The sequence below is a fragment of the Microbispora oryzae genome, from assembly GCF_017896165.1.
Classification (GTDB): domain Bacteria; phylum Actinomycetota; class Actinomycetes; order Streptosporangiales; family Streptosporangiaceae; genus Microbispora; species Microbispora oryzae.
The window spans coordinates 65781-77916 of sequence record NZ_JAFCNB010000024.1 but is presented as its reverse complement, the minus strand read 5'-3'; the positions used below and the strand labels follow the sequence as shown (position 1 = coordinate 77916).

The following is a 12136-nucleotide window of genomic DNA, read 5'->3' as shown; positions in this document are numbered from 1 at the left end:
CGGGGTCAGAGCATGGGGGCGTGGCCGGGTTCCCAGCCGCAGGCGCAGGCCGCCCCGGTGCCCACGGCCACCACCGCGGCGCAGTCCGGGCAGCGGGCGTAGTCGCGGATGACGGAGGGCAGCCACACGCTCGTGTGGACGCGGGTGCAGAGCCCGCCCTTGAAGAAGCGGCGCACGGCCCGCTGGTGCGGGCGCGCGTGGACCGAACGCAGTGACTCGGGCCGGTCGAAGGCGGTCAGCGTGAACTTGCGGTCGCCGAGGTCGAAGGTGGACACGCCGAGGAAACCTCGGGCCGCGGCGAGCGACTTGACGATCTCCACGCTCAGCAGGTCGGCGTCGGCCGCCTCCGCGTCGTCGCGGATCTCCAGCCAGGTCAGGGCCAGCGCGCCGGGCCGTTCCGTCCGTCCGGTGGACACGCGGGCGCTCACCCCGAACTCCCTCGTCCCGTCGGCCTCGGGGAAGAAGCGGGCCCGGTAGCCGAGGGCCTCGGCCACCTCAAGGCGGTCGTAGCAGCGCCGCACATGGACACCGTCCCCGTCGCGGGTCACCAGGTCGGTGCCGCGCACCTCCACGGCGCCGCCCGTCGCGGGCATGCCCAGGTACGCCTCGCGGTGGCCGGCGCGCAACGTCCAGGAGACGGCCGCCGCGTCCGCGTCGCCGGTGATCACGTCCGCTGTCAGGCGCAGGTCGCGGAAGCGGGTCAGCACCGACGTCGCGTGCGCCCGCAGCCGCTCCCCCGTGAGCGGCCCGCCCGTGTCGGGGTCCGCGTAGGAGGCGATCCCCGCCGCGACGGCGTCCGCGTCGCCGGCGCACCACGCCTCCAGATGGTGCTGTGCGATCTTGCGCGCGTCCTCGTGCCCGCTGGGCCGACTGTGCCGACTGGTCATGTCACCGGTCCTCGTCGTCGTGCTGGTCCTCGTGCTGGTTGACGCGCTGGTCTGCGTGCTGGTCTGCGTGCTGGTCCTCGGGGAGGGCCGCGGAGAGCAGCGCCACGGCGAGCGCCCACTGATCGGTGTGGCTGATCGAGAGGCGGATCCGCTCGCCGGGCCGCTCAAGCGCGGCGAGGGAGCCGCCGAGCCGCACGGCCGGGGGGTGCCCGTCCCGGCAGGCCGCGGTGGCCCGGCAGGCCGGGGTGGGCCGCGGCAGCACCTCGACCCGGCCGAGATGCTCGGCGGTGGAGGGCAGGCCGAGCAGGCGCAGCACGGCCCGCTTGCCGGCCAGCCGTCCCGCCCAGTGCTGCAGCGCGGCGCCGGCCGACCTGACGCATTCGGCCGGGGTGTAGACGTCTTCCAGGCGCAGCCCGCCGAGGAGTTCGCGGGGGCGTGCCAGCCCCGCGTAGCCGACGACCGCGCTGCCCCACCGGTTCACGCGGCCACCGTCCTGGGGAGCCGTCTGAGCGTGCCGGGGTCGGCGAGGCTCAGGCACCGCGCTCCGGCCCGCCGGGACAGCCCGGTCAGCACCTTGCTGTCGCCCACCTCCACGCCGGGGGCGGTCTCGTCCACGACGGCGACCGTACGGGTCCACCGGACGCGGCCGGTCAGCTGCGCGATCAGCGCCTCACGCAGGACGGCGACGTCCGTGGTCGGCTCGCCGGTCACGTTGGGCACCACGGGGACGACGGGCGGCCGCATGGGCGAAGCCCGCACCGCCTCGGCCCAGCCGTCGACGGCGGCCGCCATGAGCGGGGAGTGGAAGGCGTTGCCGACCGCCAGCGTGACGATCTTGCTGGCCGCGGTGGCGAGCTCCGCAAGCCGGTCGAGCGCGGGCACCGCGCCGGAGACGACGACGTGACCGGGGGCGTTCTCCAGCGCCACCACGACCGGCTCTCCGGGCGCGGAGGCCGCCTCGGCCAGTTCCTCGACCCGGCCGACCGGCAGGCCCATCACCGCGCGCATCCCCCCGGTCTCCCCCACCCCGGCCATGAGGCGCGAGCGGGTCTCCACCAGGCGGACGGTGTCGGCGAGGCCGAGCACGCCCGCCGCGTGCAGCGCGGTCAGCTCGCCCACGCTGTGCCCGGCGACGACCGCGGGCGCGTAACCCTCCTCGTCGAGCACGGTCAGCGCCGCGAGGTTGCACGCGGTCACCGCGATCTGCGCGTGCTCCGTGGCGACCAGCCGGGCGAGCGGCCCGCGCGCGCACACCGGCGAGATCGGCCGCGACAGCAGCGCGTCGACCTCCCGCAGCCGGTCGTGCGCCGCCGGTCTGCGGCGCAGCCAGCCGCCCATGCCCACGCGGACCGTGCCCTGGCCGGGGAACAGGTAACCGAGCATGCCGAGCATCACGTCTCCCCTCCGTCCGCCCGCGCCGTCAGAGCCGGCGCCGCGGGCGCCGCTCCTCGTGGGCGGGGCGCTCGGTCCCGAGGAAGCCGAGCAGCAGCTTGTTGACCTGCTCCGGCGCGTCCAGCGGCAGCCAGTGACCGGCGTCCTCGACGCGTTCGTAGCGCCAGGGCCCCTTCACGTACTTGCCGGAGGCCGCCATGCCCTCCTCGAGCAGGGCCCTGTCGCCCGCGCCCCAGACGCCGAGCGTCGGCGCGAGCACGGGCGGGAACGGCCGCGCGGGCCGCAGTTCGGCCGCGGGCGAGCGGTTGGCGCGGTACCAGTTGAGCCCGGCCGTCAGCGCCCCGGGCCGGGCGAGGTCGCGCAGGTAGCGGTCGTAGTCGCCGTCGCGCCCGAATATCTCCTTGAGCAGCCGCCAGCCGTTGCGCCGCAGCAGCTCCTCGCTGACCCCGGGGAACTGGTACAGCAGCATGTACCACGACGCGGCCCGCTGCTCCAGGGACGGCGTGCTGAACACCCCGGGATGCCCCACGGACAGCACGGCCAGGTGATCGATCCGGCGCGGCATCAGGAACGCGTACATCCAGGCGATCGCGGCGCCCCAGTCGTGGCCGACGATGTGCGGCCGCCTGATCCCGAGGTGCATCGTGAGCGCGACGACGTCGTTGACGATGGTCTGCATGCCGTACGACTCGACGTCCTGGGGCTTGCCCGAGTCGCCGAAGCCGCGCAGGTCCGGGGCGATCACCCGGAAGCCGCCCTCGACGAGCGCCGGGATCTGGTGCCGCCACAGGTAGGAGGAGTCGGGGAACCCGTGCAGGAGCACCACGGGGTCGCCCTCCCCCTCGTCGACGTAGGCGATGTCGACGCCGTTGACGTGAACGGTTCTCTTCTCGGTCATGCCGTCTCCCTGAACAAGCGCTCAGCGAAGAACTCGCTGAAGCCGAACTCGGGTACGTCCTCGGGGGCGACCATGTTGAGCAGTCCGGTCACCTGGGCGGCGAAGTTCCTCGCCATCAGCCGCCGGACCCGCCGCCGCCGCTCCAGCGCCGCCGGGCCGAACTCCACGTGCAGCCGGCTGATGATCGAGGCGCCGAACGCCAGGCGGTCCAGCCGGAAGGAGCGCTCCTCGACGTACGGGTCGAACGCGCGGGGCGACCAGTCCGCGGTGGACAGCAGGATCTCGCAGACGATCCGGGAGTCCCGCAGCGCGCAGGACAGGCCGGTGCCGAGCACGGTGTCGGCGTTGCCCGCCTCGTCGCCGATGAGCACCACGCCCTCGGCCAGCGGCGGCCCCTCCGGCACGCTGGAGACCGACGGCCACACCGACAGCGGCCCGGCGGGGCTCGCCTCGGTGACGGCCTTGCCCTGGTCGGGCAGGCAGTCGAGCCGGAAGGCGGCCAGGAAGCGTTCGACGCCGCCGGGGCCGCGGTAGCGGTGCTTGTTGACCGTGGGGAAGTTTAGATAGAGGCGGGCCCGGCCGTACCCCTGAGGGAAGACCATGAACATGACGTCGCCCTCGGTGCCCATCGCCTGCACGTCGGGCGGCCAGCCGTCCAGGCCCTCGGCCATCATGCCGCCGCCCCAGTGGTGCATGGAGTTGCGCATGGTGATGCCGACCTGTCGGCCGACCGTGTTGCCCCGGCCGGTGGCGCCGATCACCAGCCGTGGGCGCAGCTCGTGGGCGCCCTCGGCGGTCTGGTAGGTCACGACCGGCCGGGGACCGGCTGTGACGGCGATCTTCGCGGCGTCCATGACGATCCGGGCGCCGCCCGCGACGGCCTGCTCGGTCATCAGGTCGCACACCGCGTGGTGGGGAAACGACATCGGACCGCCGATCCCGGGGATGAACCGGGTCATGTCGACGGCCTCGACCTCGTCGTCGCTCACCGACTCGTCCCAGGTCATCCACTCCCGGATCTCCCAGGCGCCGCCCGCGGAGAAGCAGTCGTCGACGCCGAGGCGCTGGGCCTCCCTGATGCCCCAGGGCGCCAGCCACTCGCCACGAACCAGGTCCCGGTAGGCGTCCTGTTTCTCCAGCAGCACCACCGACAGCCCCCCGGCGACGAGCCGGCAGGCCGCCGACGCGCCGGAGATGCCGCCTCCGACGATGACCACGTCGGGCTGCTCGGCCCGTTCCGTCACCTCTCCCACCTCTCCCAGTAGGTGCGCTCCTTGGCGCTGTAGCGGGCCGCCGGCCGGAACCCGGTGCCGACGGTGTAGGCGACCGGGATCATGCAGACCTGCGTGACACCGGACGGGATGCCCAGCAGCCGGCCGACCTGACGCTCGTGCGGCACGTGCAGGCACGTGATGGTGCTGCCGAGGCCGCGGCTGCGCAGCGCGAGCTGGAACGACCAGATGGCCGGGAAGATCGAGCCGTAGAAGATGCTCGCCCGCGTCTCGCCGTGCTGGACCAGGTGGCCGGGGTCGTCGGCGGCCTTGCCCGCCATCCGCGCGCGCCAGGCCGCGTTGATCGCCGTGATGTCCGGCGGCCGGCCCAGCACGCACGGGATGACCAGCACGGGGACCCGCGCGATCGTCTCGCTCAGCGCCTGCGCCGAGTCGTAGTTGCGGCGGGACTGCGCGTCGTTGCGCCGCCGCCCCGCCTGGGTCCACATGTCGTTGCGGTGAAACTGCCAGGACGTGCGGATCATCTCGGCCAGTTCGGCCTTGACCGTGCCGCCGGTGACGACGAGCCACCGCCAGTTCTGGTGGTTGTTGGCCGTCGGCGCCTGCACCGCGACCTCCAGCGCCTCCTCCACGACCTCGCGCGGCACCGGCCGGTCCAGATCGAGGCGGCGCCGTACGGACCGGGTCGTGGTCAGCAGCCGGTCGGTCTCGGTGACGTCGAACGGCCCCTCCCCGGCCGCGGCGCCGTCCCGGCGGGGCTCGCTCATAGCGCCCCCAGCAGGACCGCGCCGCGCACCGAGCCGGGTGCGGAGGTCAGCGCCACCGCCCGGCCGACCGGGCCGGAGAGCCCCCCGGGCCGGGTCAGATAGCGGCCGGGGTCGCCCGCGGCGGGAGCGGTCAGCCCGGTCAGCGCGGGCGCGACGCCGTCGCGCACCGCGAGCGCGGCCAGGGCGATGTTCATCGCCCCGGTGGCCGCCCGGCAGTCGCCGGTCAGCCCCGCCGAGCCGGTGAGCAGCCCGCGCCCGCCGTCCGGCCGTTCCTCCGCCATGGCGGCGAGCGCCGCCAGTACCGCCGCGGCCTCCTCGCCGTCCTCGGGCAGACCGGTCCCCGCGCCGAGGACCACGCCCGGAGGCTCGGGCGGCAGCAGGGCCATGCTGCGCGCCACCGGCTCCGGGCCGTCCGGGCCGGAGCCCGCGTGCCCGGTGCCGAGTACCCGCGCGTACGGCCGCCCGCCGCGCCCGGCGCAGTGCTCGGCCGACTCCACGACGAACGCCACCGCGGCCGATCCCGGCACCGGCCCGGCCGATCCCTTGTCGTACGGCACGGCCGTCCCCTCCGCCGGGCGGAGGGCCTCGTCGGCCGCCACGACCAGGACGACCTCGGCCTTGCCCGCGCGGATCATCTCCAGCGCGCAGTCAAGGGCGATGGACGCCGAGGCGCCGCCGTTGCAGACGGTCGTGGTCGGCCCGCGCAGCCCGAGTGTCTGGCAGACCGCGCCTCCGGTGGCGTTCAGCACCACGTTGGAGAAACTGAGCACGGCGGGCTTGTTCGGGTTGGCCGCGACGCTCTCGTCGAACCCGCCGGTGCTCTCGGCCGACCCGGCCGCGGTCGCGAAGACCAGCGCCACGTCGTCCAGCTCCTTGCGCGGCAGTTTCAGCCCCGCGTCCTCCCAGGCGAGGCGGGACGCGGCGATGGCCATCCGGGAGAGGCGGTTCATGTGCCGCCACAGCGACCGCGGCGCGAAGGTCCGTCCCTCCAGGGACGGCGTCCGACCGGCGCCGTCGCGGCCCGCGGCGATCGCCTCGGCGACCTCGTCGATACCCGTGCCCGCGCCGGTCACCGGGCCGAGCCCGGTGACGACCGCCTCGCGGTCGGGCAGTCCCCCGTGCTCATCCCCGTACTCACGCGGGCCGCGCGGCCGGGTCAGCACCAGCGACACGTTGTTGCCGCCGAACGCGTAGTTGTTCGACACCACGGTGTCGATGGGCATCTTCCGCGCCCGGTTCGGCACGAAGTCGAGATCGGTCACCACGTCGCCGAAGCCGATGGTGGGCGGCGCCACGCCGTGCCGCAGGGCGAGCACCGAGGCCACGGCCTCCACGGCCCCGGCCGCGCCGAGCGTGTGGCCGACGAACGACTTGATGCTGCTCGTAGGCACCCGACCGGCCCGCTCGCCGAAGACCAGCCGCATGACCTTGGCCTCCATGGCGTCGTTCGCCGGGGTGCCGGTGCCGTGGCCGCTGACGTAGTGGACGTCGTCCGCGGTGAGACCGGCGTCGGCGAGCGCCCGGCGCATCGCGCTGGCACCGCCGCGGCCGGTGGGGTCGGGCGCGGTCGCGTGGTAGGCGTCGGCCGACAGGCCGTACCCCGCGACCTCGGCGAGCGGCGTCGCGCCCCGGGCGAGGGCCAGGTCGAGCGGCTCGAGCAGCAGGAACGCGGCGCCCTCGCCGAGGTTCAGCCCGTCGGACCTGCTGTACGGCCGGCACGGGCCGGTGCTCAGCGCCTGCAGCCCGGCGAAACCTGCGTAGGTGCCGAAAAGCAACGGGTCGACGCCGCCCGCGAGGACGGCGTCGGCCTCCCCGGTGAGGATCTTGTCGCGGGCCAGCCCCACGGCGTTGCCGCCGGCGGCGCAGGCCGTCGAGACGACGATCCGCGGGCCGCCGAGCCGCAGCCGCTCCGCCACGACGTCGGCGGTGCGGTGCATGGGCTGGTAGCGGCCCGCCGCGTCGGGCGTGGCCTGGCACTTGCCCAGGATGATCCCGAAACGCTCCGGGGCTGGGCCGGCCTCCACCCCGCCGCCCAGGCCGTCCGAACCGTCCAAACCGGCCTGGCCCAGCGCCTGCCGGGCGGCGACAAGCGCCAGCCGGGCCGTGCGGTCGAGGGCCGCCTCGGGGCCCCCTTCCGGGAGCCACGCGTCCGGCACCTGACCCGCGAACCGGGCCGTGAACACCGCGTACGCCTCGTCCTCGACGGGGGTGAGGCCGCCCTGTCCGGTCGTGAGGCGCCGCCAGAAGTCGTCCGGGTCGCGGCCGGCGGCGCAGATGATGCCCAGGCCGGTGACCACGACGGGCCGCAGCGTCATGCTTGTCTCCTTCTCAGCCGGAAGCCGAGCCGATTACGGGGCCGATTACGGGGCCGGTTACGGGGCCGGCTGCCGGCCGGCGCCCGGCGGTCCGCGGCGATCAGATGATCGGGATGCTCCAGCTCTTGGGCACGACGTACGGGCTGGTCAGCGTGGTGACCTCGGCTCCGCCCACGGTGAGGTCGAGCCCGGCGGCGGCGAGATCGCGGTCGACCCGGGCCAGGCCGAGCGTGGCGTCGAGACCGACGCTGTGCACGGCGTAGACGACCTCGCCGACGTCCTGGCCGCCCGCGAGCACCCGGGTGCCGGGCGCGGGCACGCCCTCCGGGCCGGTGAAGCCGACGACCCGCCGCCCGCCGCCGTCGGCGAACGCGGCCAGCGTGGCCTCCCGGCCGACGAACGCGTCCTTGGTGATGTCGATCAGCCAGTTGGCGCCCATCTCGACGACCGTCGCGCCCTCGCCGGTCTCGTGACGCGGGACGGGCTGGCGCACCTCCAGCATCGCCAGCTCCAGCGCCTCCTGCCCGGCCGGGCTCGCGTGCTCGAGCGCCAGGCTCCACAGCTCCGCCGCGGCGTCCGCCGGCACGATCATCTGGTAGCCGTACTCGCCGGTGTAGCCGGTTCGGGCGAAGACGATGTCCGTCCCGTTCCAGGTGGCGTCGACGACCGACTCGAACGGCAGCGAGGCCAGCTCGGGGTCGATCAACCGGCCGACCACGCCCCAGGCGTACGGGCCCTCCAGCCCGATCACGGCGAGGTCGGTCCGTTCGGTGATCCGCACGCCCTCCTCGCCGAGCCCGCGGAGGTGCTCGCACAGGCGCGTGCCCGCGCCGGCGGAGCTCTCCAGCAGGACGCCGTCCTCCCGGCCGAACGCGAGCACCTGGTCGACGACCCGTCCGGTGTCGTCCAGCACGAGGCTCATGGTGCAGCGGTCGGAGGTGAGGTACTCGACGTCGCGGGCGAGCACCCGCTGGGCGAACTCGACCGCGGCAGGCCCGGTGATCTCGATGAGCCGGTGGCCGGTCAGGTCGACGACGACGGCGCGCTCGCGGAGCGCCCTGTACTCGTCCGACAGTGAGGAGAAGCGCAGCGGGACGGCCGTGTCGCCCACGTCGCCGAAGACGGTGCCCTCCGGATGCACGGTCGCCAGGTCACTGGCCATGGTTCACACCTTTCGCGTGGAACGTTGACTCGCCGGGTCGGCGATCGTGAGGTTTCCTTCGGCGGCGACCTGGCCGTCCACCCGGGCCGACACGCGGTACTCGGCGAAGCCGCCGCCGCCCGCCGTGCGCTCGGCCGTCAGGGAGAGCTGGTCGCCGGGGACGACGGGGCGCCGGAAGCGCATCGACCTGACCCCCGCCAGGTAGCTGATCTCGCTGGCCCCGGCGAGCGCGAAGACCACGCCCGCGAGCTGGGCCATGGCCTCGATCATCACGACGCCGGGCAGCACGGCCTCACCGGGGAAGTGGCCCTGGAACCACAGCTCGGTCCCGGACACGTTCTTGACAGCCGTGCCCTTGACCCCCGGCTCCACCCGGATGACGCGGTCGAGCAGCAGCATCGGCCAGCGGTGCGGCAAAACGGCCCGGATCTGGTCGTGGCTGAGCCCCGAGACCGCGGCGGGCGCCTCGGCGACCGCCGCACCCGTCAAACCCGTCATACCCGGGCCCGGAGCGCCGGGTTGACCTCGTCGGCCAGGCGCGACACCGAGCCGAAGACCGCCATCTCGCTGTCGTAGAGGGCGACGCCGAACTCGGCCTCGATGGCGACGTACAGTTCGAGCACGTCGAGGCTGTCCAGTTCCAGCCCGCGGCCGAAGAGCGGCTGGTCGTCGGTGATCCAGTCGGGCTCGATCTCCAGGTCGAGCCGCGACACGATCATCTTCTTGATCTGTCCGCAGGTCTCCTGCCGGGCGGCGGCCCGGGCGCGCAACTCGTCGATCGTCATCGAATCTCCTTGGTCAGCCAAGGCCGCCCCCGTGGGCGACCACCACCGAGCCGGACATGTACGAGGCCCGCTCCGAGGCGAGGAAGCTCACGATGGAGGCGATCTCCTCGGGCCGGCCCATCCGGCCGAGCCGGATGCGTTCCTCGTACTGCTTGCGCAGATTCGAGGGCACCCGGCGGGTCATGTCGGTCGCCACGAACCCCGGCGCCACCACGTTGGCCCGCACCCCGTGCGGGGCCGCCTCGTTGGACAGCGCCTGGGTGAAGGCGATGATCGCGCCCTTGGACGCGACGTAGTTGGTCTGGCCGGGGAAGCCGCCGTCGATCCCGCTGGAGGAGGAGATCGTGACGATCGCCCCGCTCCTCTGGTGCCGCATCAGCTTCAGGGCCTCCCGGCACGTCAGGAACGTGCCGATGAGATTGGTGTCCACCGGCCCGCGGAACTGGTCCAGGCTCATCGTGATGAGATACCGGTCCAGCGTGATTCCGGCGCTGGTCACCAGCACGTCGAGCCGGCCGTGGTCGGCCCGCACGCCCTGGAAGAGCCGCTTGACCTCCTCCTCGTCGGTGACGTCCGCGCGTACGGCGGCGGCACTGCCGCCCTCCTCCCGGATCCGGGCCACGACCTCTTCGGCGTCCCGTTCCGACCGTGCGTAGTTGACGACGACATGGGCGCCCTCCCTGGCCAGGTCGAGCGCGACGGCCTGGCCGATCCCGCGCGAGCCGCCCGTAACGACGGCCACGGAGCCCTGGGCAAAAAGCATCAGCGTCTCCAGGAAATAGGAAACCGCAAGATGAGTTATCTGGATTTATGTCTGCAAAGCTACTGAGCGGCGACATCATCCCTGTATCACGCGGTTATCCATTCATCGGCCGCTCATTGACCGCGCCGGGCGTCGTATATGACTGTGACATCGTGAAAAGAATCGACGTGGACGTTCTGGTCGTCGGCGGCGGACCGGTCGGGCTCTGCATGACGATCGAGCTCGCCCGGCACGGAATGTCCACGCTGCTGGTCGAGCGGCACTCCGGGACGTCCGTCTTCCCGAAGGCGCGGCTCATCAGCACCCGCACGATGGAGCTGCTGCGCGCCTGGGGTCTCCAGGACGAGGTGGAGAAGGCCGGCATGCCGCGCGAGGACTACCTCGCCGTCGGCGTCGGCACCACGCTGACCGCGGGCGACTTCGTCAGGTCGGCCGCGGCGCTCGCACGGGACGCCCCGCACAGCCCCACGTACACGTGCCTGTGCTCGCAGGACCTGCTTGAGGTGATCCTGCGGCGGCGCGCCGAGGCGGAGCCGTACGCGGACGTCCGGTTCGGCGCCACGATGACCGCCCTGCTGCCGGGGCCGGACGGCGCCCGGGCGGAGATCTCCTGGCGCGGCGGGGATGCCCTCGTGACCTGCCGATACGTCGTCGCGGCCGACGGCAGCCGCAGCGGCGTCCGGGAGGGCCTCGGCATCGCGGCAGAGGGCCCGCCGCCGATAGGCCACATGATCAGCATCATGTTCGAGGCCGACCTCGGCTTCCTCCCGCCGGAGCGTCTGGCCGCCCTGTCGTTCCTCCGCGATCCGCCCTGCGCGATCGAGGCGGTCGACCACCGGCGGCGCTGGATGCTGCAGACCGGCTACGACCCGGAGACGGGCGGCAGCCCCGCCGACTTCACCGAGGAGGCCTGCCTGGCCGCCGTGCGGGCGGCCGTCGGCGTGCCCGGCCTGCCGGTCGCGATCCTCGGGGTCATGCCCTGGCTGCAGCAGGCCAAGGTCGCCACCGCGTTCCAGAGCGGCCGCGTGTTCCTGGCCGGCGACGCCGCGCACGTGGCGACCCCGCAGGGTGGGTTCGGCATGAACTGCGGCATCCAGGACGCCCACAACCTCGCCTGGAAGCTCGCCGCCGTGTCGCGCGGCACGGCCGGTCCGGGGCTGCTCGACACCTACACGGCCGAACGGCGCCCGATCGCGGCGCGCACGGTCGAGGAGAGCCTGCGCAACGCGCTGATCACCTTCCGCATGATGGAGGGGGCGCTGTCCATGGACGAGGCCATCGACCAGCAGGCGGGGCGCCGCAGCTGCGAGGGCCTGGTGCTCGGTTTCCACTACGAGTCGGCCGCGGTGGTGCCCGACGGCACCCCCGTCCCGGTCACCGGCGACCCCTACCGCGCCTACCTTCCGACGGCCCGGCCCGGCCATCGCGCGCCGCACGTCTGGCTGACCGGCGCCGACGGCCCCGTGTCGACGCTCGACCTGCTGGGGCCCCGCTTCACGCTGATGTCCCCGGCGGGCGCGGGGTGGCCGGAGCGGGCCGCCGCCGCCACGCGCCGCACCGGCGTGGAGATCGCCACCGTCGAAATCGGCGCAGAGACCGGCGCGGGGATCGGCGCGGGGATCGCAGCCGAGACGGCCGCGGAGACGACCCCCGGGATCGCCGGAGGCCGGGCCGGTGGCGTCCCGCTGACCTCCCCCGACTGGGCCGGCGCGTACGGCGTGGCCGAAGCCGGCGCGGTGCTCGTGCGCCCCGACGGTCACGTGGGGTGGCGGACGGCCGGGCCCGCGCCGGACGACGCGCTGACCGGCGCGCTGGAGTCGATCCTGGCCAGGAACCGAGCCGGACACTGAACCGGACACTGAAGCGGACACTGAAGCGGACACTGAAGCGGCCGCTGAACGGTAGCTGTGCCGCAGACTGTGCCGGGAGCCGGGA

Annotated in this window: 12 protein-coding genes; 1 reads left to right on the top strand and 11 read right to left on the bottom strand. The window is 73.9% G+C overall.

Annotation, left to right across the window (positions count from 1 at the left end):
• Positions 1-5: 5 nt before the first annotated feature.
• From JOL79_RS29490 to JOL79_RS29440, 11 genes are all read right to left on the bottom strand, one after another.
• Complete coding sequence (locus JOL79_RS29490; RefSeq protein WP_210159179.1) at positions 6-887, bottom strand: ester cyclase; 882 nt, start codon at positions 885-887, stop codon at positions 6-8.
• 1 nt (position 888) lies between these two features.
• Complete coding sequence (locus JOL79_RS29485; RefSeq protein WP_210159178.1) at positions 889-1368, bottom strand: holo-ACP synthase; 480 nt, start codon at positions 1366-1368, stop codon at positions 889-891.
• Positions 1365-2279, bottom strand: coding sequence for an ACP S-malonyltransferase (locus tag JOL79_RS29480; RefSeq protein ID WP_230985700.1), 915 nt, complete (start codon positions 2277-2279; stop codon positions 1365-1367). The genes JOL79_RS29485 and JOL79_RS29480 overlap by 4 nt, the downstream gene beginning before the upstream one ends.
• Before the next feature lie 28 nt (positions 2280-2307).
• Positions 2308-3177, bottom strand: coding sequence for an alpha/beta fold hydrolase (locus JOL79_RS29475; RefSeq protein WP_210159177.1), 870 nt, complete (start codon positions 3175-3177; stop codon positions 2308-2310).
• Positions 3174-4421, bottom strand: a complete 1248-nt coding sequence (locus tag JOL79_RS29470) for an FAD-dependent oxidoreductase (RefSeq protein ID WP_307848802.1) — start codon at positions 4419-4421, stop codon at positions 3174-3176. Before JOL79_RS29470 ends, JOL79_RS29475 begins: the two co-directional genes overlap by 4 nt.
• A complete protein-coding gene (locus JOL79_RS29465) occupies positions 4418-5176 on the bottom strand; it encodes a nitroreductase family protein (protein WP_210159175.1) in 759 nt (252 codons plus the stop codon). Before JOL79_RS29465 ends, JOL79_RS29470 begins: the two co-directional genes overlap by 4 nt.
• The gene (locus JOL79_RS29460) at positions 5173-7491 is read right to left on the bottom strand and encodes a beta-ketoacyl-[acyl-carrier-protein] synthase family protein (protein ID WP_210159174.1); all 2319 of its coding nucleotides are present in this window, start codon (positions 7489-7491) and stop codon (positions 5173-5175) included. The genes JOL79_RS29465 and JOL79_RS29460 overlap by 4 nt, the downstream gene beginning before the upstream one ends.
• Before the next feature lie 100 nt (positions 7492-7591).
• On the bottom strand, positions 7592-8653 hold the full coding sequence (locus tag JOL79_RS29455; RefSeq protein WP_210159173.1) for an aminomethyl transferase family protein: 1062 nt from the start codon (positions 8651-8653) through the stop codon (positions 7592-7594).
• Positions 8654-8656: 3 nt separating this feature from the next.
• Complete coding sequence (gene fabZ, locus JOL79_RS29450; RefSeq protein WP_210159172.1) at positions 8657-9151, bottom strand: 3-hydroxyacyl-ACP dehydratase FabZ; 495 nt, start codon at positions 9149-9151, stop codon at positions 8657-8659.
• A complete protein-coding gene (locus JOL79_RS29445) occupies positions 9148-9438 on the bottom strand; it encodes an acyl carrier protein (RefSeq protein WP_210159171.1) in 291 nt (96 codons plus the stop codon). The genes fabZ and JOL79_RS29445 overlap by 4 nt, the downstream gene beginning before the upstream one ends.
• A 13-nt stretch (positions 9439-9451) precedes the next feature.
• Complete coding sequence (locus tag JOL79_RS29440) at positions 9452-10201, bottom strand: 3-oxoacyl-ACP reductase family protein (protein WP_210159170.1); 750 nt, start codon at positions 10199-10201, stop codon at positions 9452-9454.
• 152 nt (positions 10202-10353) lie between these two features.
• Here JOL79_RS29440 and JOL79_RS29435 point away from each other — a divergent pair, with 152 nt between their 5' ends.
• Positions 10354-12051 carry an FAD-dependent monooxygenase gene (locus JOL79_RS29435; RefSeq protein ID WP_307848801.1) on the top strand — a complete coding sequence of 566 codons (1698 nt, stop codon included), beginning with the start codon at positions 10354-10356 and terminating at the stop codon, positions 12049-12051.
• Positions 12052-12136 lie beyond the last annotated feature (85 nt).